Origin of the sequence: Scandinavium sp., from assembly GCF_051650185.1 — a bacterium.
In the GTDB taxonomy this organism is placed as follows: domain Bacteria; phylum Pseudomonadota; class Gammaproteobacteria; order Enterobacterales; family Enterobacteriaceae; genus Scandinavium.
The window spans coordinates 1-26,638 of the sequence record NZ_JBOFIN010000118.1; the positions used below are offsets into that span (position 1 = coordinate 1).

Genomic DNA, 26,638 nt, shown 5'->3' on the forward strand with positions numbered 1-26,638 from the left:
CCAGCGGCAGCTCGAGGGTGGTATCCTCGATGAAATCGCCCAGATGTGAATCTTCATCGTCACCGATTGGGGTTTCCATGGAGATTGGCTCTTTGGCAATTTTCAGCACTTTGCGGATCTTGTCTTCCGGCATCAGCATGCGTTCTGCCAGTTCTTCCGGCGTTGGCTCGCGACCCATTTCCTGCAGCATCTGGCGGGAGATACGGTTGAGCTTGTTAATGGTCTCAATCATATGCACCGGAATACGGATGGTGCGCGCCTGATCCGCGATCGAACGGGTGATCGCCTGACGGATCCACCAGGTCGCGTAGGTGGAGAACTTGTAACCACGACGGTATTCAAACTTGTCTACCGCTTTCATCAGGCCGATGTTGCCTTCCTGAATCAGGTCGAGGAACTGCAGACCACGGTTGGTGTATTTCTTGGCGATAGAAATAACCAGACGTAAGTTCGCTTCAACCATCTCTTTCTTCGCACGGCGGGCTTTCGCTTCACCGATGGACATGCGACGGTTGATGTCTTTGACCTGCTCGATGGTCAGGCCGGTTTCTTCTTCAATCTGCTGCAATTTCTGCAGGCCGCGCTGAACGTCTTCTTTTACGTCGTTCAGTTTTTCAGACCACGGCTTGTTCATTGCGACGGCTGCGTTGAACCAGGTTTCGCTGGTTTCGTTACCGGTGAACAGGGTGATGAAGTTTTTCTTCGGCATTTTGCACTGTTCAACGCACAGCTTCATGATGATACGTTCCTGAACGCGAACGCGCTCCATCATGGTACGCATGCTGTTGACCAGATAATCGAACTGTTTTGGCACCAGGCGGAACTGTTTGAAGACTTCAGACAGTTTCAGGATCTCTTCCTGAGCCTTAGCATGGCTGCGGCCTTTCGCTTTGATGGTGTCACGCGCCAGTTCGTACTGAGTACGCAGTTCGCCGAATTTTTCGCGAGCCAGTTCCGGGTCGATGCTGTTGTCATCGTCGCTGGAATCGTCGTCTTCTTCTTCGTCTTCCTCTTCGTCGTCATCCATCTCTTCCTGAGAGAGTTCAGACCCGACGTGAGTGGCGGTTGGGGCCAGATCTTCTTCGGCGTTAGGATCGACGAAACCGGTGATCAGGTCGGACAGACGAGCTTCTGCCGCTTCGACGCGATCGTACTGCTCAAGCAGGTAGGTGATCGCTTCAGGGTATTCAGCAACGGAGCACTGCACCTGGTTGATGCCGTCTTCGATACGCTTGGCAATGTCGATTTCGCCTTCGCGGGTCAGCAGTTCAACGGTACCCATTTCGCGCATGTACATGCGCACCGGGTCGGTGGTACGTCCGATTTCAGACTCAACGCTCGACAGCACCTGTGCGGCAGCTTCTTCCGCATCTTCGTCGGTGTTGTTTGAGTTTTCAGCAAGCAACAGATCATCGGCATCCGGTGCTTCTTCCATCACCTGAATGCCCATGTCGTTGATCATTTGGATGATGTCTTCGATCTGATCGGAGTCGACGATATCTTCCGGCAGATGGTCATTGACCTCGGCATAGGTCAGATAGCCTTGCTCCTTGCCCTTGGTAACAAGAAGTTTAAGCTGTGACTGCGGGTTTTGCTCCATAAGACGGTATCCACACTTAATTCATTGATTGGTGTCGGTCGGCGAAAACAAGTTACCGACTTTTAAAGCGAGGGCCTGCTTATATTATTGCCGCTGCGCCTCGGTGCGGCCTTCGGGATCGTCCCGATTGATATTCGGCACTTAAGCCGTTGAATTCATTTTTTTGCCAGTTCCTGGTTCAGTGTCCAGAGTTCCCGGCGTTCTTCACTGCTTAACCCGTGTGTGCGGTCTCGAGCTATCAACTCTTCTTGCCGCTGGACCAGCAGTGAATCGAACATATGGTTCAGTGAGTCGGTGAACGTTTTCTCAGCGATTTCCTTATCTGCTATATCGTCCCACATCGACAGTTTTTCAAGGGTTGCGGCTTCATTTGTGCCGCGATACTGCTCCAGAAGCTGGCCGGTTGTCAGCCCGGGTTGTGACAGACAAGTGTTGACCAGTTCAGAAAATAAGCCAAGTCCGGGCAGCTTTTTCGGATCAAGCCCGGTCAGGGGTGGAACCAGAGCGCCAAGCTCAGGGTTTTGCACCAGTAACCCTATCAGTATACGCATGGTCGTGCGTTTTAGCTGTGGAGCAGGGCGGGCGGTGCCATTTTCTGCCTGTTTTGGCATTAAACGCTCAAGCTGGGCGTCATCAAGAATGCCGAGCTTTTTCCCTAACTCCTGACGCAAATAGATGCGCAGCGTTTCGCCAGGAACCTGAGTAATCAGCGGCAGCGCCAGCGTACTGAGCTGCGCTCGCCCGTCCGGGCTACTCAAATCGACCTGCGGCATCAGACTGTTAAACAGGAAAGTGGAGAGCGGTTGCGCGTCATCCATTCTTGCTTCAAAAGCCGTTTTGCCTTCTTTACGCACCAGCGTATCCGGATCTTCACCATCCGGCAGAAACATAAAGCGCAGCTGACGACCGTCTGTCATGTACGGCAGCGCGGTTTCCAGGGCGCGCCATGCGGCGTCTCGTCCTGCGCGGTCTCCGTCGTAACAACAGATAACGTTATTGGTCACCCGAAACAGCAGCTGAATGTGATCGGCGGTGGTTGAGGTACCCAGCGACGCAACGGCATAGTTGATGTCGTATTGCGCCAGCGCCACCACATCCATATAGCCTTCGACCACCAGCAGACGCTGCGGTTCAGCTTCGGTTTGTTGCGCTTCATAAAGACCGTACAGCTGGCGGCCTTTATGGAAAATATCGGTTTCCGGGGAGTTGAGGTACTTTGGCAGGGCATCGCCCAGCACACGGCCTCCAAACCCAATCACCCGGCCACGTTTATCGCGAATGGGGAACATCACTCGTTCGCGGAAACGATCGTAACTGCGTCCCTGATCGTTCGTGACTAACATGCCTGCGTCGGTCAGCGATTGCTGGTTTTCGCGGTTGTTGCCAAAACGTTTTAATACGTTGTCCCAGCCTGGCGGCGCATAGCCAATCGCAAAACGGGCGATGACTTCGCTGCTCAAACCGCGTTTCGTCAGATACTGACGCGCAGGGTCTGCGGTGGGTTGATTCAGGGATTGCTGATAAAACGTGCTCAGGCCTTCCATTAACTGATAGAGACTTTGCCGCTGGTGGCGTTCTATCTGGGTTGGGCCGGAGCCTGCTTCGTACGGCACTTCAAGGTTGTGCATGGCCGCCAGTTCCTCGACGGTTTCCACAAACTCGAGCTTGTCGTAGTTCATCAGAAAGTCGACGGCGTTACCGTGTGCACCACAGCCGAAGCAGTGGTAAAACTGTTTCTCACCATTGACGGTGAACGAAGGCGTTTTTTCGTTATGGAAGGGACAGCACGCGTGATAATTTTTGCCCTGCTTTTTCAGCTTCACCCGGGCGTCGATGAGATCGACAATGTCCGTGCGAGCCAGCAAGTCATTGATAAAGACACGTGGGATACGTCCAGCCATAAGCCTCGTTATTTATCGGTTTTATAAACGAAAATAAGCCGCGCATTCCTTCCGGAAGCACGGCCTTTACAGCTTAAACTCGGTCTGGATTGAGAGCGTGCGCCCTCAACAGATTAGTACAGACGAGTGCGGCGTGCGTTTTCGCGAGCCAGTTTCTTCGCGTGACGTTTCACAGCAGAAGCTTTAGCGCGCTTACGTTCGGTCGTTGGTTTTTCATAGAACTCACGACGACGAACTTCCGCCAGAACACCTGCTTTTTCACAGGAACGCTTGAAGCGACGCAGTGCTACGTCGAACGGCTCGTTTTCACGTACTTTAATTACCGGCATGTAACTCTCACCTTTGATAAATTCGGTTTGCCGCTGGCATCAACGCCAGCTTATTTCAAAATGGTGCGGAATTTTACTGCAACTCCTGCTGCTTTGTAAAGCACCAATGCCGTTTTTGAACGGGACTTTTGTAAGGGGGAAGAGTATACACGAAGTCGCCCCTCAGGGTATACATCGACCCGCATTCGCCCTACACTGCGCGGTATTGAAACGAGGTAAAAGCAACCATGCGCGTACTGGGAATCGAAACATCCTGTGATGAAACTGGCATCGCCATTTACGACGATGTAAACGGATTGTTAGCCAACCAATTGTATAGTCAGGTGAAACTGCACGCTGACTACGGCGGCGTTGTGCCAGAACTGGCCTCACGCGACCATGTGCGGAAAACCGTTCCGCTGATTCAGGCTGCCCTGAAAGAAGCAAATTTAACGGCACAAGATATTGATGCCGTCGCCTACACCGCAGGCCCTGGCCTGGTTGGTGCGCTGCTGGTCGGCGCAACGGTCGGGCGTTCTCTTGCGTTCGCCTGGAACGTGCCTGCTATTCCGGTTCACCATATGGAAGGCCATCTGCTGGCCCCGATGCTGGAAGATAACCCACCTGCATTCCCGTTCGTGGCGCTGTTGGTCTCTGGCGGTCACACCCAGCTTATTAGCGTAACGGGTATTGGTGAATATGAACTCCTGGGCGAGTCTATCGACGATGCTGCCGGTGAAGCGTTCGATAAAACAGCGAAGCTGCTGGGGCTTGATTACCCCGGCGGGCCAATGCTGTCGAAAATGGCTTCACAAGGGACGGAAGGGCGCTTTGTCTTCCCACGTCCGATGACGGACCGTCCTGGTCTGGACTTCAGTTTCTCCGGCCTGAAAACCTTCGCAGCCAATACCATTCGTTCGAATGGCACAGACGATCAGACTCGCGCTGATATCGCGCGTGCGTTTGAAGATGCCGTGGTCGATACGCTGATGATCAAGTGCCGTCGTGCGCTAGATCAGACAGGCTTTAAGCGTCTGGTGATGGCCGGTGGCGTGAGCGCTAACCGCACGCTGCGCGCAAAACTCGCCGAGATGATGCAAAAACGTAAAGGCGAAGTGTTTTATGCGCGTCCGGAATTCTGTACCGATAACGGCGCGATGATTGCCTACGCGGGCATGGTTCGCCTCAAAACGGGCGAAAACGCGGGCCTCGGCGTAACCGTGCGTCCTCGCTGGCCGCTGGCTGAACTGCCTGCTGCGTAACGATTGCCGGGCGGCACTTCGTTTGCACCGGTCTACGGTTTTGTAGACCGGCGCAAACGAAGCGCCACCGGATAAGTTCGATATTACCCCTTCAGTGCCTGAACCCACGCCACGATTTTATCTGCCCCCTGCGACTCCGCCAGGCTTTCAACAGTATTTCCTCGCCCGTCCTTAATGTTCAGGTCCGCGCCCTGCTGAACCAGATATTCCAGTATGTCCTGTTGTCCGAAAAGCGAGGCGTACATTGCTGCGGTTTGCCCGGCATGATTTTGCAGATTGACGTTGGTGCGAGGATCGGCAACCAGCACTTTTACCGCATCTATGTCCCCTTTGAAGGCCGCTCCCATCAATGCCGTTCGGCCGTGACCGTCTGATAAATTTGGGTCCGCGCCTTGGTGCAGGAGCCAATCAGCCGTGGTTATCTGGTGATGATATACAGCGAGAATGAGCAGTGAATAGCCATCGTCATCTTTGTCGTTGATTTGGCTGCCTGGGGTCAGTGCTGCCTTGAGTACTTCCAGATTGCCTTCACGTGCGGCATTCGTTTCAATCGTACTGAGCTCAGCAAAAGCCGAAGCCGAAGTCAGCCCTAAACTAACTAAGAAAATCATGAGTATGCGCATTGTAAAACTGCCTGACGGGCAGGCAGCCTCCGTTTAGGTTAGTCCTTCAGCATTTCAGCCATTTTTTTAACCTGACTGAAATCGTCATGAGTCATCTTTGCGAGCGCTTCACCGTAGTTTTCATCGGCTTTGTAGAAGTGGCTGAGCATCTTCAGGCGAATATCGGCGCTTTTCACTTTTGCTAAATCGGATCCCAGCGCAAAGATGAGATCCTTCCTCTGTGCATCAGTGAGCGAGCGGTAAAACAGGCCTGCCTGCTCATAGTTATCTGTTTTGGCGATAATTTCCTGTTGCAACGTGCCGTTCAGCGGCGTGCGCGGGGCCTGGTAGGCGGGATCTTCGACCAGGCTATTTTCAGCGGCAGAAGGCTGATAGTTGACCTCACCTTTTGTGGCACCCTGATGGCCTGCACCATCCTGATTGTAGTTACGCACTACTACGCGAGGGCGATTGATGGGGATACTTTGATAATTGGCTCCCAGCCGGTACATGTGAGTGTCGGCGTAGGAGAACAACCTTCCCTGCAACATTCTGTCTTCGGACGGCGCGATACCCGGTACCAGATTCGAGGGATCCAATGCCACTTGCTCGGTCGATTCGAAGAAGTTCTCCGGCACCTTATTCAGTGTCAGTGTCCCGACTTTCGTTTCGGGTAAGCCGACCCACTCTTTGGTGTCATCCAGTGGGTTATAGCGGTAGTTGTTCAGTTGATCGGGCTTCATGGTCTGAATGTAGAGATCCCAGACGGGATACTTGCCCGCGCCGATATTCTCATAAAGGTCGTGGGTCAGATTGTTAAAATCTTTTCCTTGAGCTTCTGTGGCCTGCTGAGCATTATAACCTTCAATTCCCTGGCGGCTTTTAAAATGGAACTTAACATAGGTGACCTCCCCTTTTTGGTTCACAAATTTGAAAGCATGAACGCCAAAGCCATCCATTTTGCGGTACGACGATGGAATGCCGTGGAAAGAGAAAACACGCGTCAGCATATGGGTGCTTTCTGGCTGGTGGCTGAAGAAGTCGTAATAGCGATTAGGATCCTGAATATTGGTTACCGGCGAAGGTTTTAACGAGTGGATCATATCCGGGAACTTCATGGCATCACGGATAAAGAAGACCGGTTCGCTTAATCCCAATAAGTCCCAGTTGCCTTCGGCGGTGTAAAACTTAATCGCAAAGCCGTGGGGGTCGCGCAACTCTTCAGGTGAGCCTTTCGGGTGAATAACCGTAGAGAAGCGAAGAAAAACGGGGGTCTTACTCCCCGGGGTGAAGACTTTGGCAACGGTTAGCGCGCTGATGTCTTTGTCTGCGACAAACTCGCCAAATGCCCCGGTTCCACGAGCATGAACCACCCTTTCCGGGATGCGCTCCCGGTCAAAGCGCTGAAGCTTCTGGATGAGGTGACCATCCTGCAATACCGTGGGGCCATTGGGGCCTGCCGTCTGGGAATTTTGGTTATCACCCACCGGTGAACCGTTATCGTCAGTCATCTGCAGGGCGGCAATCGCCATCAGCGGTGAAAATAATGCGATGATACCCGTGACGAGCACTCGTTTATTCATACCCTATACCTCATGTATGTTGAATGATGAAAAACAGAACTGCTACTTATTAAAAGAAAAGAGAGTTTGAACGCTTTTATTTTTTAACATGCAATGACCGGGGTGTAAAAAAGAGTCAAAATCTGAGTTAATTAAAATATAATGACGTTGCTTTTTTAAGAATTAAAGAAAGTGGCGGTGACGGTGCTTGCAGGATGAATATTAAAATTAAATTTGTAATTTTTTTGTGGGGTGGGTGTTAATAGATATATTTAACCTATTTCAGCCATAGTGCTCACCTTTTAAAATGGCCTGAAAAAGGGAATTAATCAGAGGGCTATCACAAAACGGAACATCAGGGCAGCATTACTGCCCTGGCAATTAAAATTACTGGTTTTTCAGCATCCCCTTATCTTCCAGAAACGCAATAATCGCAGGTAAGCCTTCACCCGTTTTCAGGTTGCTGAAAGTCCAGGGTTTGTCGCCACGCATGCGATTTGTGTCGCGTTCCATTACTTCAAGCGAAGCTCCCACATAAGGTGCCAGATCGGTTTTGTTGATCACCAGAAAATCGGATTTGGTGATCCCCGGACCGCCTTTGCGCGGGATCTTTTCCCCTTCGGCAACGTCGATCACGTAAATCGTCAGGTCCGCCAGTTCCGGGCTGAAGGTCGCACTCAGGTTGTCGCCGCCACTTTCCACGAAGATCAGATCCAGATTGCCAAATTTCTCACTTAATGCTTCGACCGCCGCCAGGTTCATCGAGGCATCTTCACGAATAGCGGTGTGAGGACAGCCACCCGTTTCGACGCCGACAATTCGTTCTGGTGCCAGCGCACCCGCTTCGGTCAGAATGCGCTGATCTTCTTTGGTGTAGATATCGTTAGTCACGACCGCCAGATGGTATGTATCGCGCATTGCTTTACACAGCGCTTCCAGCAGAGCGGTTTTACCGGAGCCCACCGGGCCGCCTACGCCCACGCGCAGGGGATGTTTATAGCTTGCCATACCTTCTCCTCAGGAACGGAACAGTCGGGAATATTGGGTTTCGTGACGCGCGGAAGCGATAGCCGCCAGCGGCGTCGCGGAACCAATGTGTTCATCGGGGCAATTCAGCCCTCGTTCGATACCAGCGGCGTAATGCTCGCAGAGCGTCATAATCAGTTTTTGCGCGGCCTGTTGCCCAAAGGGCACCAGCTTGACGCCAGCCATCACCGCACTTTCAATCCAGCTGTAGCCGAGCGTTAATGCCAGCTCGGGTAAATCAATTTTCCAGCGCACGCCAAGCCACGCCATGCCGCACAGCTGGCTTTGGTTAAACAAAGATCGCCACTCCGGAGGGCATACCGGATGCCAGTCATACAGCAGGCGGGTGAAAGCCTGCCCGCGATTGCGTTCCTCTTCGCGCAGTTCGCGGGTTTCGCGACAGGCCAGCAGCCATGCTGTCCAGCGCTGAGCGGCTTCCGCGTCATCTTTCTCCCACGCGTGGTACAGCCTGGAAAACAACGGCAGATCCACATGGAAAAAGCTGTGTTCCATCTGCTGCATCTGCCAGTGGGAAAACGCCTCAGCATTTTTGACCCAGCCTGCTTCAACCGCCCATTCCAGCCCTTGTGACCAGCTATACCCCCCAACAGGCAGATTGCTGCTGGCGAGCTGCAACAAACGCAGTTTTTGCGTGGTGCTGATCATCAGTGGCTGTGCGAATGATCGTGTGAATGATAAGAGTGATGCCCCTGCGCTTCGCTGGTATAAGCCCCGGCTTCAGGCTCGAAAGGCAGCTGCGCGAAGCTCACCTCCAGCCCGAACTGGCGCAGCATATCGTCCAGCACATGGTCGTGGTGATAGCGAAGCTCGCCCGGCATGATTTGCAACGGCACGTGGCGATTACCGAGGTGGTAACAGGCTTTGGCTAGCTGGAACGGATCGTCACAGCGCACCACGGAAACGCCCTCATCAGCGGCAATCACCGCAATGAACTCGCTGCCGTCTTCGCTGCAAAGCACATCGCCGCCGCGCAGCAGCAGGCCGCGTGGAAGCATAAGGCCTGCTTCACGACCATCGCTCAGCGTGACTTTGGCCCGGCTTTTTACCCGTATGTCGATGGGGAGCGTCACGCTGGCCGTGAAGTGATGGGCGCTATCCACCCGTTGAGTCAGATACAGCATTGTCGCTCCTTAAAACAGAAAATAGCGTTGCGCCATCGGCAGCACATTCGCGGGTTCGCTGGTGATGAGTTTTCCGTCGACGCGTACTTCATAGGTTTGCGCATCGACAGTGATATCAGGCTGCAGGCTGTTGTGGATCATGTCGGCTTTCTTGACCGTCCGGCAGCCTTTCACCATCGCTATCTGGCTCTTCAGCCCCAGCTGCTGCGGGGCGTTATTGTCGATGGCGGCCTGAGAAAGAAACGTCAGTCGGCAGTGATGCCGCGCCGCGCCTAGTGCGCCAAACATGGGGCGATAGTGCACCGGCTGCGGCGTCGGAATGGAGGCGTTGATGTCGCCCATTGGCGCCATGGCGATCATCCCGCCTTTGACGATCGCCGCAGGTTTCACTCCAAAAAAGGCCGGCGACCAGAGCACCAAATCAGCCAGTTTTCCCGCTTCTACCGACCCGACTTCATGGGCGATGCCGTGCGTCAGCGCCGGGTTGATGGTGTATTTGGCGATATAGCGCTTCACGCGGAAGTTATCGTTCTCGCCTTGCTCTTCCTCCAGCGCGCCGCGCTGAACTTTCATGCGGTGGGCCACTTGCCATGTGCGAAGAATGACTTCCCCGACGCGGCCCATGGCCTGGGAATCCGACGAGGTCAGCGAGAACGCGCCGATGTCATGCAACACGTCCTCTGCGGCGATGGTTTCACGGCGAATACGCGATTCGGCAAAGGCGACATCTTCAGCGATATCCGGCGACAGGTGGTGGCAAACCATCAGCATATCCAGATGCTCATCGATGGTATTCACGGTGTACGGCAGCGTCGGGTTGGTGGAAGAGGGCAGAATATTCGGCCGTGAACAGGCGGTGATAATATCCGGTGCGTGGCCGCCACCCGCGCCTTCCGTGTGGAAAGTGTGAATGGTGCGGTCGCCAATCGCGGCCAGCGTGTCTTCCACAAAGCCGGATTCATTGAGCGTGTCGCTGTGCAGCGCGACCTGAATATCCATTTCCTCCGCGACTGTCAGCGAGCAGTCGATAGCCGCAGGTGTCGCGCCCCAGTCTTCATGAATTTTCAAACCCACCACGCCTGCTGAGACTTGTTCACGTAAAGCATCCGGGTTCGAACCGTTACCTTTACCGAGCAGGCCGATATTGACGGGTAACGAATCAATTGCCTGAAGCATTCGGCTGATATACCACGGGCCGGGCGTGCAGGTGGTTGCGTTGGTGCCTGCCGCCGGGCCAGTGCCACCCCCGATCATGGTGGTGATCCCGGAAACTAAAGCTTCTTCGGCTTGCTGCGGGCAGATCCAGTGAATGTGGGTGTCGATCCCACCTGCGGTGACGATCTTCCCTTCGGCGGCGATCACTTCTGTGCCTGCGCCAATCGGGATCGTTACGTTGGGTTGAATATCCGGGTTGCCTGCTTTGCCAACGGCGAAGATCCTGCCGTCTTTCACGCCGATGTCGGCTTTAACGATCCCCCAGTGATCGACAATCAGCGCGTTGGTCAGCACCAGATCCACGCAGGCATCGGCCGTCATCTGGCCCTGACCCATCCCGTCGCGGATAACCTTGCCACCGCCGAATTTCACCTCTTCGCCGTAAGTGGTCAGATCGTCTTCCACTTCAATCCATAGCTCGGTATCGGCAAGCCGCACTTTATCGCCCGTTGTCGGGCCGAACATGTCCGCATAGGCCTGGCGGGAAATTTCGCTCATGGTTTTGCCTCCAGCTCGCCCATCACGTCGCCACGAAAGCCGAAAATACGTTTATTGCCCGCTACCGCGACCAGCTCGACTTCTCGCTTTTGCCCTGGTTCGAAGCGCACGGCGGTGCCCGCCGGAATATTCAGGCGGTAGCCTTTGCAGGCTTCACGATCGAATTTCAGCGCCGGGTTGACCTCATAAAAGTGATAGTGCGATCCCACCTGAATCGGTCTGTCGCCGTGGTTTTCGACGATCGTTTTGCGCGTTTCCCGCCCTGAGTTAATGACTATCGTACCGCTCTGGATCTTGTATTCGCCGGGGATCATGAGCGTCTCCTCAGAGTATCGGGTTATGCACGGTGACAAGTTTCGAGCCATCCGGAAAGGTGGCTTCAACCTGAATATCCGGGATCATCTCCGGTACGCCTTCCATCACCTGATCGCGGGTTAATACATGGCGGCCGTCTTCCATCAGCGAAGCCACGCTTTTCCCGTCACGGGCACCTTCCATAATGAAGGCACTGATCAGTGCTACGGACTCGGGATAGTTAAGCCGCAGGCCACGGGCCAGGCGGCGCTCGGCAACAAGCGCGGCGGTAAACAACAGCAATTTATCTTTTTCTCTTGGCGTCAGTTCCATAGCGGTCTCTCAGGTCTGCCAGATTCGGGGTAATACAGGGGATTTGTTGAGTAACTGCGGGCGCAGGTACTGCCAGATTTCTCGCATCGCGCGCTGGCAGAGGAGGTTGTCATGCGACAAAAAGCGCACCGTCAGCAGGTCGTCCGTCAACGTTGCCCCGGCATAGAAATTCAGCGGGACTAACAAATCGCGAACGCCTTCCAGCATGTTTTCAGTTGCCGGGTAGAACAGCAGGTTGCCGACCCAGGGCTGTTCCGCCACTGCGCTAAGATCGCCATCGGCAAGGTGCAGGCGTTCGATCAGCAGCGGCATGCCGTTTTTCCAGACTTCAAGCCGGCTGGAAATCTCACCCTGCACAAAAGCCTCACCGATAACTGGCCGCCCGAGGCAGAATAATTCCCAGGCCAGCAGCTGCGAACGCTCATGTAAATGGAATACGGCGTGAAGCTGTGCGCGGGCGGCGGGGAAGAAAATCGTGTCCTGCGGCAGCCATTCGAGAATCGCCTTTTCGGCGAGTTCAAAACGCTGGCTGAGCCGCGCCTGCGGGCCGTGGCTGCGGTAAAACTTAGTTGCGCCGGGCATGGTAATCAGCGCGTGGCTGCCGGGTTGCAGGGTGACGTTAATATCCAGCTCATCGCCACCCACAATACCGCCAGGAGGATGCAGCAGATAAAGGTGGCAGGTGTCTTCTTCAGGATAAAAAGGGCGCTGAACGGTTAACGGGCCCGTATGGCGAGCCGAGGCCAGCACCGTTTTTTTCCGGCGTACGGCGAAACTGCAAGGCGAGCGTGGCGTGCCAGCCTTTTTTTGCACTCTCCAGTCCTGCGCCAGACAAAGCGGCACCTCTGCAATTGCGTGATGAATCAGACGCTAATGAGTATGGATCAGCAGAGGAAGTTGCAGGTCATAGGAAAGGCTTATGATGTTAAGGAAATGTAATGATTGATGTCGCCGCCCGGATGGCGGCGAGGAGAAGGGGTCAGTCCTGCGATTTTTTCTTTCTCAGGCGGGTCCAGATTTTGGTTTCCTGCCGACGCCACAGGCGCTGAATGTTGTCGTGGTGGCGCAGTAAGATAAGACAGGAAAGCATCGACACCGGGAAGGTGTACTGCGGCATAAACCACCAGACATAGAACGGCGCAACCAGTGCGCTGACGATTGCGCCAAGCGAGGAGTAGCCGCTCAGCAATATAGTCAAAAGCCAGGTGCCAGCCATCACGCCGGTGAGATCCCAGCCAATCGGTGCGATGGCACCAAAAGCAGTGGCAACACCTTTACCGCCGCGAAAACCAAAGAAGACTGGCCAGATGTGACCGAGACAAGCGGCGATGGCGACCATCCCGAGCCAGAACGGGGTAAACCCCAAAGCCCAGGCGCCCCACGTCGGCAACATGCCTTTGAGGATGTCGAAGATCAGTACAGCTACGGCTGCTCCCTTGCCGCCAATTCGTAAAACGTTGGTCGCTCCGGGGTTACCAGAGCCGCTTTCACGGGGATCAGGCAGACCCGCGAGGCGACAGACCAGAATGGCGCTGGAAATTGAGCCGCAAAGGTAGGCGAGGATAACCATTCCAGGCGCGATTGCACTCATAACGCTGTTCCGTTTTGAAAATGTATCGGTATTCTCTTCATCTGTGGATAATACGCATATTTTGCCGGAAGTGGTATCCGGCGCGGGCAAAAAGCAGGCAGGGCGTGATGGATATTGTATTTATAGAGCAACTTTCGACAATCACCACCATTGGTGTTTATGACTGGGAACAGACCATCGAACAGAAGCTGGTGTTCGATATCGAAATGGCGTGGGACAACCGGAAATCGGCGGTCAGCGACAACGTGGATGATTGCCTGAGCTACGCTGATATCAGTGAAGCGGTGATCGCTCATGTAGAAGGCGGAAAATTCGCTCTGGTGGAGCGTGTGGCGGAAGAAGTCGCTCAGCTCTTGCTGACGCGTTTTAACTCACCGTGGGTGCGCATCAAATTGAGCAAACCTGGTGCCGTCGCGCGAGCGGCAAATGTGGGTGTGATCATCGAGCGTGGCACAAATCCGAAAGGATAAATTTAGATTCATCATCGTTAAACGAAATGCCGATTGATATGTCTTAATGCAGGCTTCGTTTTTTATCGTTTTACTTTTTTCGTTTTTCTTTAATTTAAGGGCTTATTTGATGAGCGATATGCACTCGCTGCTGGTAGCGGCTATCCTGGGTGTTGTCGAAGGACTGACAGAATTCCTGCCTGTGTCGAGCACCGGCCACATGATCATCGTGGGCCATCTGCTCGGCTTTGAGGGCGATACGGCAAAAACCTTCGAGGTAGTCATCCAACTGGGGTCGATTCTGGCAGTGGTAGTGATGTTCTGGCGCCGTCTGTTTGGTCTCCTTGGCATTCATTTCGGCCGCCCTCCTGTCCATGAGGGGATGGGAAAGGGGCGTCTGTCGCTGATCCACGTCCTGCTGGCGATGATCCCGGCGGTGGTACTCGGCCTGGTTTTACACGATGCCATCAAAGCGTTGTTTAACCCGGTGAACGTGATGTACGCGCTGGTTGTTGGCGGCGTATTGCTGATTGCAGCAGAGGTGTTCAAACCAAAACAGCCGCGTGCGGTGGGTCTGGATGACATGACCTACGCTCAGGCATTTGCGATTGGCTGCTTCCAGTGTCTGGCGCTGTGGCCGGGCTTCTCCCGCTCCGGAGCAACCATCGCGGGCGGGATGCTGATTGGCGTGAGCCGCTATGCCGCTGCGGAATTCTCCTTCCTGCTGGCGGTACCGATGATGATGGGCGCTACCGCGCTTGATCTCTACAAAAGCATGGGCTTCCTGACCACGGCCGATATCCCGATGTTTGCAGTCGGCTTTATCACCGCGTTTGTCGTGGCGCTGTTTGCGATTAAAACCTTCCTGCACATCATCAAACGCATCACCTTTATCCCGTTTGCCATCTATCGCTTCATCGTGGCGGCAGCGGTTTTTGCGGTGTTCATGTAACCTGCGGGCAGCGTTTTTCTTTCCACTGCGCGACGGCTTCGATACGGCGTCGCGTCAGTTCTTCCCTGACTTCTGGCCCTTTAAATCCTGCCTCAATCACCGGTTTGGTCGGCACGGATTTTGCCACTTCCCACGCTTCACGCAGTAAACGCCCCTGCGTATAATCACAGGCTTCAAAAGTGGTGCGCCCGCGCACGTCTGCTTCACTGGTGAGGGCGATTTGCTCTACGCGCTGCGGCTTGCGCCACGCATCAATAGAATCAAACAGTTTCACAATGGTCGCCGGTTTGAGAATAGGCATGGTGTGGATGAGGTCGTGAAATTCCGCGACCAGCTTTGCCAGGTCTCGCATTTCATTTGGCACGCGTAAGCGAGCGCACAATTGTTCCACGAGTTTCACACCCGCCGGGCCGTGACCGTGATGGCGAGGCCAGAACTCTTTCGGCGTCAGCCCTTTGCCCAAATCGTGGCAAAGCGTCGCGAAGCGCACATCCAGCGCGGGTGAAAGCATGGCAGCCATCGTCAGCGTCATCAGCGTATGCACGCCAGTGTCGATTTCAGGGTGCCACTTCGCAGGAGCAGGCACGCCGTACAGCGCGTCAATTTCCGGGAAGAGGACCTTCAGCGCGCCACAGTCGCGCAGCGTCTGGAAATAGACCTGGGGATTGCGTGTGCCAAGTGCGTTCTCGGTTTCCTTCCAGACGCGTTCCGGCGTGAGGTGCTCAAGCTCGCCAGCGGCCGTCATTTCACGCATTAACGCCATAGTTTCATCAGCAATGCGGAAGCTCAGGTGAGCGTAACGAGCGGCAAAGCGCGCCACGCGCAGCACGCGTAAAGGATCTTCACTAAAGGCAGGGGAAACATGGCGAAGCAGACGATTTTTCAGATCGTTCTGACCGTTGTAGGGATCGATAATCGTGCCGTCTTCACTTTGCGCCAGCGCGTTAACCGTCAGGTCACGACGCAGTAAATCCTGTTCAAGGGTGACGTCCGGGGCGGCATAACAGGTAAAGCCTGTATAACCGGAGCCAGATTTTCGCTCGGTGCGCGCGAGGGCATACTCTTCGTGGCTTTTAGGATGGAGAAAAACAGGAAAATCGCGGCCTACCTGCTGGTAGCCCGCGTCGAGCATTTGCTGGGGTGTGGCACCGACAACCACCCAATCTTTGTCTTTGACCGGCAGGCCTAACAACGCATCACGAACCGCACCACCGACCAGATATGTCTTCACGCCACACAACCCCTCTCACTTTGATTATCGGAAGATAATACGTAAGTGTAGAGGCGTTTGCGAATCGGACGGTCAGTTCATCCAGCGATCTTTGCGCTTGCGGCTTGGCACCAGCAGCGGCAGAACCAGACCGAGGATCAGGCCCACACCCAGCACGCCGCCACCGTACATGAACCACTGCATGATGATAGTGCGCTGTTTGTCATCGAGTTGCAGATTGGCGGCATTCACCTTTTTCTGCGCCACGATGAGTTCGTTTTTAAGCTTTTGATTCTCTTCTTTCAGCCCGTTAATGACGCTGTCGCTACCCGCGACTTTCTTCTGCATGTCTGCAGTGCGCTCATTCCAGGTGCCGTCAATGTTGTTCAGCTTGTCGGTGAGCGTTTTCACCTGGTTTTCCAGGTCCGGAACGCGAGTTTTGAAGCTCGGTTCGCTCTTCAGCTCTTTGAGTGGGATCCAGGCGGTACGGCCGTTGCTGTCACGCACCTGTCCATATTGAGTGCTGTCATTGGTTTGCAGAAGGGTGACCGCTTCTCCTGCGGTGACGGTGCCAGCCAGACGATAGTTGTCGCCTGGTCCGCTGCGGACCCAGGTGTTCAGTTCATCTGAAACGTAACGGGTTTCTTCCGCGTGAACGGCAGCAGTTGCGCTAAGCGCTAATAAAGTTAATCCAATCAGGCGTAATTTAGGCATCAGGTCATTCGTTATTGTCATAAAGTGGAATGATAGTAATGGCATCAGTCTGACGATGCCAGGCATTCTGCCGCAATCAGAATCCTCCAGGAGGAGATTGCATGGCAAAGTACCGCGAAATACACTCTACTGACAAAAAAGATGCGCGTAAGTTCGGCGTAACGTTCAATCAAGGCTTCGCAACCATAAGAAATCAGTCATGGATCAGGAAATCGAATTGAAGTTCATCGTTGAGCCGCAGGGTGTCGACACCTTGCGTCAGCAGCTCAACAGCCTCTCTGCGGAACACGTTCCGGCCGCGCAATTACTCAATATTTACTATGAAACGCCAGACAACTGGCTGCGCAAACACGACATGGGCCTGCGCATCCGCGGCCACAATGGTCGCTATGAAATGACGATGAAAATCGCGGGTCGTGTGGTGGGCGGTTTGCATCAGCGTCCTGAATACAATATCGATCTGGATAAGCCTGAACTGGCGCTGGAAAAGCTGCCTGCGGAAGTGTGGCCGGAGGGCAACTTACCCGGTTCGCTGGCCTCTCAGGTGAAGCCGTTGTTCAGCACTGATTTTTACCGTGAAAAATGGCTGATTAACCACAATCAGAGCCGTATCGAACTGGCGCTGGATTTGGGCGAAGTCGCTGCTGGCGGGCATCAGGAAGCTATCTGCGAGCTGGAGCTTGAACTGCTGCACGGCGAAGTTGACGATATTCTGGACATCGCTGAGCAGCTGCTTTCTGCGGGCGTTTTGCGTCAGGGAAGTCTCAGTAAAGCTGCGCGGGGATACCATCTGGCGCAGGGGAATGCTGAGCGAGCCCTGAAAACTGCGGAATTTACTGCCGAGGGTAATGCCGCGCTGGAAGCGGCGCTGGCGCACTGGCAGTATCACGAAGAGCTCTGGTTACGGGGCAATAATGCGGCAAGAGCGGAAGTGCTGAAAGCGGTCGCCTTTATCCGCGCGGCGCTGGCAAATGATCATGAAATGGCTTCTGAACAGATGGCACAAATCGCGGATGCGATTGCCGTGTCGGATAACGCTCACGACGCCGTTTTCCAGCCGCAAATCGCCAGAGCCAAATTAATGCTGACGGCTTTTTTAGTCACCGGACGATAAGCAAGAAACGAGGGCAGTCATGACGCCGTTTTCTATGCAGTTACAGCTTCACTGGCAGACGGTCGTCGACAGACTGCCGCCAGAATTCCCTTCCTCTGAATTAAGCCCGCAGGCTCAGGCGGCGATGACGTTTAGCGATTTCATCGCCCAGAGTCTGACATCCCATCCGGGCTGGATAAGCGAGCTGGAAAGTTCGCCGCCGCAGGCCGACGAATGGCAGCATTACGCAGCCTGGTTACAGGATGCGCTTGCTGATGTAAGCGATGAAAACAGCCTGATGCGAGAACTGCGCCTGTTTCGTCGCCGGGTTATGGTTCGCATCGCGTGGGCGCAAGCGCTCTCCCTTGTCAGCACCGAAAGCAGTTTGCAGCAGCTCAGCCACCTGGCCGAAACGCTGATTGTTGCCGCGCGAGACTGGCTGTATGACGCCTGTTGCCGTGAATGGGGCACACCCTGCAACGCCGAAGGAAAACCGCAGCCACTGCTGATTTTAGGCATGGGAAAACTGGGCGGTGGTGAGCTTAACTTCTCCTCTGATATCGACCTTATTTTTGCCTGGCCTGAGCACGGTTCGACCCAGGGCGGCCGTCGTGAGCTGGATAACGCCCAGTTCTTTACCCGCATGGGGCAGCGTCTGATTAAAGCGCTGGATCAGGCGACGATGGACGGCTTTGTCTATCGCGTTGACATGCGTCTGCGTCCGTTTGGCGACAGCGGTCCGCTGGTACTGAGCTTTGCCGCGCTGGAAGATTATTACCAGGAGCAAGGGCGCGACTGGGAACGTTATGCGATGGTCAAAGCCCGGATCATGGGCGATCGCGAAGGGCTGTACGTGGAAGAATTGCGTGCCATGCTGCGCCCGTTCGTTTTCCGTCGTTATATCGATTTCAGCGTGATCCAGTCGCTGCGTAACATGAAAGGGATGATTTCTCGCGAAGTACGTCGCCGCGGCCTGAAAGACAACATCAAGCTGGGCGCGGGCGGCATTCGCGAAATTGAATTTATCGTTCAGGTCTTCCAGCTGATTCGCGGCGGGCGTGAGCCTGCGCTGCAAGGCCGTTCTCTGCTCCCAACGCTTGAAGCCATCGATAATCTGCATCTTCTTCCTGAAGGTGAAGCGGCGCAGCTGCGCGAGGCGTATCTTTTCCTTCGCCGCCTGGAAAACCTGCTGCAAAGCATCAACGACGAACAGACTCAGACGCTGCCGGAAGATGACCTTAATCGGGCGCGTCTGGCGTGGGGCATGGGCTTTGCCAACTGGGATGCGCTGTCCGCCGAGCTTGGCGGGCATATGGCGCAAGTCCGACAGATTTTTAACGAGCTGATTGGCGATGACGAAGAAACCTCCGCCGATGAACTGCTTTCTGAGAATTGGCGTGAACTCTGGCAGGATGCTTTGCAGGAAGACGACACCACGCCGGTGCTGGCGCATCTTAGCGACCACGATCGCCATCAGGTGCTGGCGCAAATTGCCGATTTCCGCAAAGAGCTTGATAAGCGCACCATCGGCCCACGCGGGCGTCAGGTGCTGGATTCTCTGATGCCGCACTTGCTGAGCGAAGTGTGCAGCCGTGAAGATGCGCCTGTGCCGCTCGGTCGGATCATGCCTTTGCTGACGGGCATCGTCACCCGCACGACGTACCTCGAACTGCTTAGCGAGTTCCCGGGTGCGCTCAAACATCTGATTCGCCTGTGCGCGGCCTCGCCGATGATTGCCAGCCAGTTGGCGCGCTATCCACTGCTGCTGGATGAGCTGCTCGATCCGAACACGCTCTACCAGCCCACGGCGACAGACGCCTATCGCGACGAGCTGCGCCAGTATTTACTGCGCGTGCCGGAAGAGGACGAAGAGCAGCAACTGGAAGCATTACGCCAGTTTAAACAGGCGCAGTTGCTGCGCGTGGCGGCGGCAGACATTGCCGGAACGCTGCCAGTAATGAAAGTGAGCGATCACTTAACCTGGCTTGCGGAAGCGATGATTGATGCCGTGGTGCAGCAGGCGTGGACGCAGATGGTGGCCCGTTACGGGCAGCCGAAACATCTGGCTGAACGCCAGGGACGCGGATTTGCTGTTGTCGGTTACGGCAAGTTAGGCGGTTGGGAACTGGGTTACAGCTCTGACCTTGATCTCGTGTTTCTGCATGATTGTCCGGTGGAAGTGATGACCGATGGCGAGCGTGAAATTGACGGCCGCCAGTTCTATCTGCGTCTGGCGCAGCGCATCATGCATCTGTTCAGCACCCGAACGTCCTCGGGCATTCTGTACGAAGTGGACGCTCGCTTACGTCCTTCTGGTGCGGCGGGCATGCTGGTGACCACCACCGAGGCTTTTGCCGATTATCAGCGCACCGAAGCCTGGACGTGGGAGCATCAGGCGCTGGTTCGTGCTCGCGTCGTATATGGCGATCCCCAACTGCAAACTCAGTTCGATGCCATTCGCCGAGATATTCTGACTACGCCACGTGAAGGTGAAAAGCTGCAAACGGAAGTGCGTGAAATGCGCGAAAAAATGCGAGCGCACCTGGGCGGAAAGCACCGCGATCGCTTCGATATCAAAGCAGATGAGGGCGGTATCACCGATATTGAGTTCATTACGCAATATCTGGTATTGCGCTATGCCCATGACAAACCGAAGCTGACCCGCTGGTCTGACAATGTGCGCATTCTCGAACTACTGGCGCAAAACGACATTATGGAAGAACAGGAAGCGCTGGCGTTGAGCCGTGCTTACACCACGCTTCGTGACGCCTTGCACCATCTGGCGTTGCAGGAAGAAGCCGGGCACGTCGCGCCGGAGGCGTTCAGTACGGAACGCGCGCTGGTCACCGCCAGTTGGCGGAAGTGGCTGGTTGTGCCATGAATTATGCTATTATCGCGCGCAATTGATGAATATTTCAGGAGTCTGGAATGAAAGTAACGCTGCCAGAATTTGAACGTGCTGGTGTGATGGTTGTCGGTGATGTGATGCTGGACCGCTACTGGTATGGCCCGACAAGCCGCATCTCCCCGGAAGCTCCGGTTCCCGTGGTCAAAGTCGATACCATTGAAGAACGCCCTGGCGGCGCGGCTAACGTGGCGATGAACATTGCTTCTCTGGGCGCCTCTTCTCGCCTGGTCGGCCTGACCGGCATTGATGACGCGGCGCGTGCCCTGAGCAAAGCGCTGGCGGATGTGAACGTGAAGTGCGATTTCGTCTCTGTGCCAACGCATCCCACCATCACCAAGCTGCGCGTGTTGTCGCGCAACCAACAGCTGATTCGTCTGGACTTTGAAGAAGGCTTCGCGGGCGTTGATCCGCAGCCAATGCACGAACGCATCCAGCAGGCGCTGGGGCATATCGGTGCGCTGGTGCTGTCTGATTACGCCAAGGGCGCGCTGGAAAGCGTGCAGAGCATGATCCAACTGGCGAGAAAAGGCGGTGTGCCGGTGCTTATCGATCCGAAAGGGACCGATTTCGAACGCTATCGTGGTGCAACGCTGCTGACCCCAAATCTCTCAGAATTTGAAGCGGTGGCGGGGAAATGCAAGACCGAAGCCGAAATCGTGGAACGCGGCATGAAAGTGATCGCTGACTATGAGCTTTCCGCGCTGCTGGTGACGCGTTCAGAACAGGGTATGACTCTGCTGCAACCGGGCAAAGCGCCGCTGCATATGCCAACTCAGGCGCAGGAAGTTTACGACGTGACCGGTGCCGGTGACACGGTGATTGGCGTGCTGGCGGCAACGCTGGCTGCGGGTAACTCTCTGGAAGAAGCATGCTTCTTTGCTAACGCTGCGGCAGGTGTCGTGGTCGGCAAACTGGGGACTTCAACCGTTTCGCCTATCGAGTTGGAAAACGCGGTGCGCGGGCGTGCGGACACCGGCTTCGGCGTGATGAGCGAAGAGGAACTGAAACAGGCGGTTCTGGCTGCGCGTAAGCGTGGTGAGAAAGTCGTAATGACCAACGGCGTGTTCGACATTCTGCACGCGGGCCATGTGTCTTATCTTTCGAACGCCCGCAAGCTTGGCGATCGCCTGATCGTGGCGGTTAACAGCGATGCGTCCACTAAGCGTCTGAAGGGCGAAACCCGTCCGGTGAACCCACTTGAACAGCGCATGATTGTGCTGGGTGCGCTGGAATCCGTTGACTGGGTGGTCTCCTTCGAAGAAGACACGCCGCAGCGCCTGATTGCCGGTATCCTGCCTGATTTGCTGGTGAAAGGCGGCGATTACAAGCCGGATGAAATCGCAGGTAGCGAGGAGGTCTGGGCGAACGGTGGCGAAGTGATGGTGCTGAATTTTGAAGATGGCTGTTCTACCACCAACATCATTAAGCGTATTCAGAAAGACAGCGGGAAGTAAAATTCCATGCCCGGTGGCGCTACGCTTACCGGGCCTACGCGTAGGCCGGGTCAGGCGTAGCCGCCACCCGGCAATATATTACGAGCACTCAGGCATTATCATCCACTGGCGGAATAGCAGGGATCGCTGAGCGATTTTCCAGCTCGCTAATGCGCTGTTCCAGCAGTGCCAGCTTTTCGCGAGTGCGCAGCAACACTTGCGTCTGCACGTCAAACTCTTCGCGACTCACCAAATCCAGACGGGTCAGCTGAGATTGCAGAACCTGACGGATTTTCTTCTCAACGTCATCACCAAAGTCACGCAGGCCTTTCGGCATGGACTCATGAACCTGGCGGGCAATCTGTTCAATTTTCTTCGGATCAATCATTACGGTTTCCCTGAGTCTGGTCGGTTTTGCAGAGTATTGTAGTGCCTTATGGCGGGGCTATAAACCAGAAATGTTTGAAGCTTATGCAAACCCGACCATTGCCGCCAATAATCATTAGCGTTATAGTTATCTCGCTTATTCTCAGGGCGGGGCGAAATTCCCCACCGGCGGTAAATCAACTCAGGTTGAAAGCCCGCGAGCGCTTCAGATTTCGGTCTGAAGGACAGCAGATCCGGTGAAATTCCGGGGCCGACGGTTAAAGTCCGGATGGGAGAGAGTAACGATCTACGGGCTCGGCCCGCTCACGTTATTTTTTTGCCGCTTAGCCGGTACTCCTAAGACTGCCCTGATTCTGGTAACCATAATTTTAATGAGGTCTTTTACCATGAATCAGACGCTACTTTCCTCTTTTGGTACTGCTTTTGAACGTGTGGAACACGCGTTAGCTGCGCTGCGCGAAGGTCGCGGCGTGATGGTGCTTGATGACGAAAACCGCGAGAACGAAGGCGACATGATTTTTGCCGCCGAAACCATGACCGTTGAGCAAATGGCGCTGACCATTCGCCACGGCAGCGGCATTGTGTGCCTTTGCATCAATGAAGATCGTCGCAAGCAGCTCGATTTGCCGATGATGGTCGAAAACAACACCAGCGCATTCGGCACCGGTTTTACCGTAACTATCGAAGCGGCGCACGGTGTCACCACCGGCGTTTCAGCAGCAGACCGCGTAACAACCGTTCGTGCTGCTATCGCTGATAATGCGAAGCCATCTGATCTGCATCGCCCCGGTCACGTTTTCCCACTGCGTGCGCAGCCGGGTGGCGTGTTAACCCGCGGCGGTCACACTGAAGCGACCATCGACCTGGTTTCACTGGCTGGCTTCAAGCCTGCTGGCGTTTTGTGTGAGTTGACTAATGATGATGGCACCATGGCGCGCGCGCCGGAGTGCATCAAGTTCGCAGCCGAACACAACATGCCTGTTGTGACCATCGAAGATCTGGTGGAATACCGCCAAAAGCACGAACGTAAGGCCAGCTGATTCAGTCTGAGCCTGAAAAGAACAACGCCGGGATTATCCCGGCGTTTTGTTATGAATGAGTGTTTTTGTAGGCCGGGTCAGCGTAGCGCCACCCGGCGTTTGTGTCAGGCAAAATCCATTGTTTGCAACAGCACCAGACTCAAGCCCATCACTGACATGCCGCACAGCACCCCGTAACTAGGGTTGTTATGTGGGTCGATTTCTTTGGCGAGCGGCATTAACTCATCAACAGACAGCGCCACCATAATTCCTGCGACCGCTGCCATGATGGCCGCCATCACCACTGGGGAAACCAGTGAACCCAGAATCAGCCACGCCAGCACACCGCCCAGAATTTCAGCCATCCCGGAAATGCCCGCCCAGAAGACCGCTTTACGTTTTGAGCCCGTCACCGCATAGACCGGCCCAGCCACGGCCAGACCTTCAGGAATATTGTGCAACGCAACGGCTAACGCGATACCAAAGCCCAGTTCCAGATTACTGCTGGCGGTAACGTAGGTCGCTACGCCTTCCGGGAAGTTGTGCAGGCTGATACCCAGCGTCAGTAAAATGGCGGTGCGACGCAGGTTGCGAGGCATGACAGCTTTATCACCCTGCATGAGATCTTGCGGATGCGCGTGCGGTAAGGCCCTGTCGAGCGCGAAATACCCAAGCAGGCCGATAACAAACATGCCGTAACCGAGTACTGGCGACATGCCTTCCGTGCCGAGCGCGGCGGGCAGCATTTCCATCAGTGAGATCAGCAGCATAATCCCGGCGGCAAAGCCCAGAGAGAACGCCAGCACACGGTTGGAGGGCTTCTGCCCGATAACACCCAGCACCGCGCCAATGAAGGTGGCCCCACCAGCCAGCAAGGTCAGGATCAAGGGAACTGACATGGAATCTCCTTTATGATAATGATTATCATTTATAGTAAGGTGAGCACGGCCAGAAAGCGAGTGCGCCGTGACGCTTTTACGTGTCCTTACATTCAAATTTCCTGATGATCATCATCATGCTTATCTGAGTTCATCCCTGACAGAAAACACGTAATGTAGAACCATCAAATTGACTGTTCCTGTAAGGATATCATTATGTCTTCTTCCCGTATGCCAGCACTGTTTTTAGGTCACGGTAGCCCGATGAACGTGCTGGAAGATAACGTGTACACTCGTGCCTGGCAGACGTTGGGAGAAACACTGCCGCGCCCTAAAGCGATTGTCGCGATTTCCGCGCACTGGTTTACTCGCGGGACTGGCGTGACGGCGATGGAAGCCCCGAAAACGATTCATGACTTCGGTGGTTTCCCGCAGGCGCTTTACGATACGCATTACCCGGCACCAGGGTCTCCTGAACTGGCACAGCGGCTGGTTGAGCTGCTTGCACCAGTACCTGTGGCGTTGGATAAAGAGGCGTGGGGTTTTGACCATGGCTCATGGGGCGTGCTGATCAAGATGTATCCGAATGCCGACATTCCGATGGTTCAACTCAGTATCGACAGCACAAAACCCGCCGTCTGGCATCTCGAAATGGGACGCAAGCTGGCGGCCCTGCGTGATGAAGGCATTATGCTGGTGGCAAGTGGCAACGTAGTCCATAACCTGCGTACCGCACGCTGGCATGGTGAAAACACGCCGTACCCGTGGGCGACATCGTTCAATGAATTTGTGAAAGACAACCTGACGTGGCAAGGCCCGGCGGAAGAGCATCCGTTAGTGAATTACCTTGATCACGAAGGCGGTTCGCTCTCCAACCCAACGGCCGATCATTATCTCCCACTGCTGTATGCACTGGGCGCATGGGATGGCGAAGAGCCGATTACGCTGCCGACTGACGGCATTGAAATGGGCAGTTTGAGTATGTTGTCGGTTCTGGTGGGCTAATCGTTAAATTGCCCGGTGACGCTGCGCTTACCGGGCCTACAAAATCATTCCGTAGGCCCGGCAAACAACGTGCCGCCGGGCAGTCTTGAAATATCACTCCACAAAAACATGCGGATAAAAGCGTGACAGATCCTGCGTGATCAGCGCGCGGTCTTCGCGAATCCCGATCCCGGCGGGTTGATCATTGATAAGCCAGCTGCCGATCAGCGTATAGCTGTCGCCAAACTTCGGCAGTTCGCAGAACTGCTGGACGATCATCCCTTCTTCGCCGTATGGCCCTTCCACGGCTTCCAGCACTTTTCCGTTCTCAACAATTGAGACGTTAGCGCCTTCGCGAGAGAAGATCGGCTTCATCACGTACTTTTCCATTTCCGGATAGCTGTCTTCGGCAAAATAAGCCGGCAGCAGATTGTGGTGATCCGGGAACATTTCCCACAGCATCGGCAACAGCGCTTTGTTGGAGATGATGCTTTTCCACGCGGGTTCCAGCCAGCGTACGCCAGCGTCTTCCAGTTTGGTGGAGAACATTTCACGCAGCATGTACTCCCACGGATAGAGCTTGAACAGATTACTGATAACCTGATCCTGCAAATCGGTGAACTGACCTTTTTCGCCTAGCCCGATGTCTTCCATATAGAGGAACTCGCTGGCGACACCTGCTTCATTGGCGCAGTCCTGCAGATATTGCACAGTACCACGATCTTCCACGGTGTCCCGACAGCAGGCAAAGTGCAGCAGGTTGAAACCGTGCTGTTCGCGCAGCTCGGCAAAACGCTCGATCAGTTTTTCCTGCAGGCTGTTGAACTGGTCGCTGTTGGCCGGAAGCTGGCCCGCATTTTGCTGATCTTCAAGCCAAATCCACTGGAAGAAGGCCGCTTCATACAGTGACGTTGGCGTATCGGCATTATTTTCCAGCAGCTTAGGTTCACCTTTACCATCCCACGCCAGGTCGAGACGGGAGTAGAGCGAAGGCTGATGGCTGGCCCATGACTGACGTACAAAGCCCCATGTGTGCTTTGGAATACGGAATTTGGCCATCAGCTCATCGCTGGCGACCACACGTTCCACCACTTTGAGGCACATCTGATGCAGCTCTGCTGTGACCTCTTCGAGCTTATCAACCTGAGCAAGCGTGAGCTGGTAGTAGGCATCTTCACACCAGTACGGTTCGCCGTACATGGTGTGGAAGTTGAAGCCATACTCTGTTGCTTTTTCGCGCCAGTCAGGGCGCTCAACAATACTGACTCTTTCCATGG

The 26,638-nt window shown here is 54.8% G+C and carries 24 protein-coding genes, 2 pseudogenes and 1 riboswitch; of the genes and pseudogenes, 8 read left to right on the forward strand and 18 right to left on the reverse strand.

Annotated elements, in window-relative coordinates; genetic code table 11:
- From rpoD to rpsU, 3 genes are all read right to left on the reverse strand, one after another.
- A partial coding sequence (gene rpoD / locus ACRCWW_RS15575) for an RNA polymerase sigma factor RpoD (protein WP_438683213.1) occupies positions 1-1,600 on the reverse strand: 1,600 nt, incomplete at its 3' end.
- Between the two features lie 155 nt (positions 1,601-1,755).
- Positions 1,756-3,501, reverse strand: coding sequence for a DNA primase (gene dnaG / locus ACRCWW_RS15580; protein WP_438683214.1), 1,746 nt, complete (start codon positions 3,499-3,501; stop codon positions 1,756-1,758).
- Between the two features lie 113 nt (positions 3,502-3,614).
- The gene (rpsU, locus tag ACRCWW_RS15585; RefSeq protein ID WP_001144069.1) at positions 3,615-3,830 is read right to left on the reverse strand and encodes a 30S ribosomal protein S21; all 216 of its coding nucleotides are present in this window, start codon (positions 3,828-3,830) and stop codon (positions 3,615-3,617) included.
- A gap of 227 nt (positions 3,831-4,057) precedes the next feature.
- Between rpsU and tsaD the strand changes: the two genes are divergently transcribed.
- Complete coding sequence (gene tsaD / locus ACRCWW_RS15590; protein ID WP_438683215.1) at positions 4,058-5,071, forward strand: tRNA (adenosine(37)-N6)-threonylcarbamoyltransferase complex transferase subunit TsaD; 1,014 nt, start codon at positions 4,058-4,060, stop codon at positions 5,069-5,071.
- 83 nt (positions 5,072-5,154) lie between these two features.
- On the opposite strand, the gene ACRCWW_RS15595 is transcribed toward tsaD, so the two are convergent.
- From ACRCWW_RS15595 to plsY, 10 genes and pseudogenes are all read right to left on the reverse strand, one after another.
- Positions 5,155-5,694 (reverse strand): ankyrin repeat domain-containing protein, encoded by a 540-nt coding sequence (locus ACRCWW_RS15595; protein WP_438683216.1) that lies wholly within the window; start codon positions 5,692-5,694, stop codon positions 5,155-5,157.
- A 38-nt stretch (positions 5,695-5,732) separates the two neighbouring features.
- Positions 5,733-7,256 carry a catalase gene (locus tag ACRCWW_RS15600; RefSeq protein ID WP_438683217.1) on the reverse strand — a complete coding sequence of 508 codons (1,524 nt, stop codon included), beginning with the start codon at positions 7,254-7,256 and terminating at the stop codon, positions 5,733-5,735.
- 366 nt (positions 7,257-7,622) lie between these two features.
- Complete coding sequence (gene ureG, locus ACRCWW_RS15605; protein ID WP_438683218.1) at positions 7,623-8,243, reverse strand: urease accessory protein UreG; 621 nt, start codon at positions 8,241-8,243, stop codon at positions 7,623-7,625.
- Positions 8,244-8,252: 9 nt separating this feature from the next.
- Complete coding sequence (locus ACRCWW_RS15610; protein WP_438683219.1) at positions 8,253-8,927, reverse strand: urease accessory protein UreF; 675 nt, start codon at positions 8,925-8,927, stop codon at positions 8,253-8,255.
- The gene (gene ureE / locus ACRCWW_RS15615; protein WP_438683220.1) at positions 8,927-9,403 is read right to left on the reverse strand and encodes an urease accessory protein UreE; all 477 of its coding nucleotides are present in this window, start codon (positions 9,401-9,403) and stop codon (positions 8,927-8,929) included. Before ureE ends, ACRCWW_RS15610 begins: the two co-directional genes overlap by 1 nt.
- A 9-nt stretch (positions 9,404-9,412) precedes the next feature.
- Positions 9,413-11,116 (reverse strand): urease subunit alpha, encoded by a 1,704-nt coding sequence (gene ureC, locus ACRCWW_RS15620; protein WP_438683221.1) that lies wholly within the window; start codon positions 11,114-11,116, stop codon positions 9,413-9,415.
- Entirely contained in the window at positions 11,113-11,430 is a 318-nt protein-coding gene (locus ACRCWW_RS15625; protein WP_438683222.1) for an urease subunit beta, read from the reverse strand. Before ACRCWW_RS15625 ends, ureC begins: the two co-directional genes overlap by 4 nt.
- Positions 11,431-11,440: 10 nt before the next feature.
- Complete coding sequence (locus tag ACRCWW_RS15630; protein WP_438683223.1) at positions 11,441-11,743, reverse strand: urease subunit gamma; 303 nt, start codon at positions 11,741-11,743, stop codon at positions 11,441-11,443.
- 9 nt (positions 11,744-11,752) lie between these two features.
- A pseudogene (locus ACRCWW_RS15635) lies at positions 11,753-12,578 on the reverse strand (urease accessory protein UreD).
- Positions 12,579-12,722: 144 nt separating this feature from the next.
- A complete protein-coding gene (plsY, locus tag ACRCWW_RS15640) occupies positions 12,723-13,334 on the reverse strand; it encodes a glycerol-3-phosphate 1-O-acyltransferase PlsY (protein ID WP_438683224.1) in 612 nt (203 codons plus the stop codon).
- A 107-nt stretch (positions 13,335-13,441) separates the two neighbouring features.
- On the opposite strand from plsY, the gene folB reads away from it, so the two are divergent.
- Positions 13,442-13,804: a bifunctional dihydroneopterin aldolase/7,8-dihydroneopterin epimerase gene (folB, locus tag ACRCWW_RS15645; protein WP_438683225.1), complete on the forward strand. Its 363-nt coding sequence runs from the start codon at positions 13,442-13,444 to the stop codon at positions 13,802-13,804.
- 109 nt (positions 13,805-13,913) lie between these two features.
- Entirely contained in the window at positions 13,914-14,735 is an 822-nt protein-coding gene (gene bacA, locus ACRCWW_RS15650; protein ID WP_438683226.1) for an undecaprenyl-diphosphate phosphatase, read from the forward strand.
- Here bacA and ACRCWW_RS15655 read toward each other — a convergent pair.
- Together ACRCWW_RS15655 and ACRCWW_RS15660 are read right to left on the reverse strand one after the other, a co-directional pair.
- Positions 14,728-15,966 carry a multifunctional CCA addition/repair protein gene (locus ACRCWW_RS15655; RefSeq protein WP_438683227.1) on the reverse strand — a complete coding sequence of 413 codons (1,239 nt, stop codon included), beginning with the start codon at positions 15,964-15,966 and terminating at the stop codon, positions 14,728-14,730. The two genes, bacA and ACRCWW_RS15655, sit on opposite strands and share 8 nt — an antisense overlap.
- Before the next feature lie 72 nt (positions 15,967-16,038).
- On the reverse strand, positions 16,039-16,659 hold the full coding sequence (locus ACRCWW_RS15660; RefSeq protein ID WP_438683228.1) for a TIGR04211 family SH3 domain-containing protein: 621 nt from the start codon (positions 16,657-16,659) through the stop codon (positions 16,039-16,041).
- A gap of 199 nt (positions 16,660-16,858) precedes the next feature.
- On the opposite strand from ACRCWW_RS15660, the pseudogene ACRCWW_RS15665 reads away from it, so the two are divergent.
- The 3 genes and pseudogenes from ACRCWW_RS15665 to hldE all read left to right on the forward strand — a co-directional run.
- Positions 16,859-17,761: pseudogene (locus ACRCWW_RS15665) on the forward strand (CYTH domain-containing protein); the annotation flags it as partial.
- Positions 17,762-17,792: 31 nt separating this feature from the next.
- Complete coding sequence (glnE, locus tag ACRCWW_RS15670; protein WP_438683229.1) at positions 17,793-20,633, forward strand: bifunctional [glutamate--ammonia ligase]-adenylyl-L-tyrosine phosphorylase/[glutamate--ammonia-ligase] adenylyltransferase; 2,841 nt, start codon at positions 17,793-17,795, stop codon at positions 20,631-20,633.
- Between the two features lie 47 nt (positions 20,634-20,680).
- Positions 20,681-22,114 (forward strand): bifunctional D-glycero-beta-D-manno-heptose-7-phosphate kinase/D-glycero-beta-D-manno-heptose 1-phosphate adenylyltransferase HldE, encoded by a 1,434-nt coding sequence (gene hldE / locus ACRCWW_RS15675; protein ID WP_330984934.1) that lies wholly within the window; start codon positions 20,681-20,683, stop codon positions 22,112-22,114.
- A gap of 88 nt (positions 22,115-22,202) precedes the next feature.
- On the opposite strand, the gene ubiK is transcribed toward hldE, so the two are convergent.
- The gene (ubiK, locus tag ACRCWW_RS15680) at positions 22,203-22,481 is read right to left on the reverse strand and encodes a ubiquinone biosynthesis accessory factor UbiK (RefSeq protein WP_438683230.1); all 279 of its coding nucleotides are present in this window, start codon (positions 22,479-22,481) and stop codon (positions 22,203-22,205) included.
- Between the two features lie 133 nt (positions 22,482-22,614).
- A riboswitch (FMN riboswitch) is annotated at positions 22,615-22,764 on the forward strand.
- Positions 22,765-22,866: 102 nt separating this feature from the next.
- Here ubiK and ribB point away from each other — a divergent pair.
- On the forward strand, positions 22,867-23,520 hold the full coding sequence (gene ribB / locus ACRCWW_RS15685) for a 3,4-dihydroxy-2-butanone-4-phosphate synthase (protein WP_438683231.1): 654 nt from the start codon (positions 22,867-22,869) through the stop codon (positions 23,518-23,520).
- A gap of 104 nt (positions 23,521-23,624) precedes the next feature.
- On the opposite strand, the gene zupT is transcribed toward ribB, so the two are convergent.
- Positions 23,625-24,398, reverse strand: coding sequence for a zinc transporter ZupT (gene zupT / locus ACRCWW_RS15690; RefSeq protein WP_438683232.1), 774 nt, complete (start codon positions 24,396-24,398; stop codon positions 23,625-23,627).
- 195 nt (positions 24,399-24,593) lie between these two features.
- Here zupT and ygiD point away from each other — a divergent pair, with 195 nt between their 5' ends.
- Positions 24,594-25,382 carry a 4,5-DOPA dioxygenase extradiol gene (ygiD, locus tag ACRCWW_RS15695; RefSeq protein ID WP_438683233.1) on the forward strand — a complete coding sequence of 263 codons (789 nt, stop codon included), beginning with the start codon at positions 24,594-24,596 and terminating at the stop codon, positions 25,380-25,382.
- A 93-nt stretch (positions 25,383-25,475) separates the two neighbouring features.
- Here ygiD and ACRCWW_RS15700 read toward each other — a convergent pair whose 3' ends face one another.
- On the reverse strand, positions 25,476-26,636 hold the full coding sequence (locus ACRCWW_RS15700) for a glutathionylspermidine synthase family protein (protein ID WP_438683234.1): 1,161 nt from the start codon (positions 26,634-26,636) through the stop codon (positions 25,476-25,478).
- Positions 26,637-26,638 lie beyond the last annotated feature (2 nt).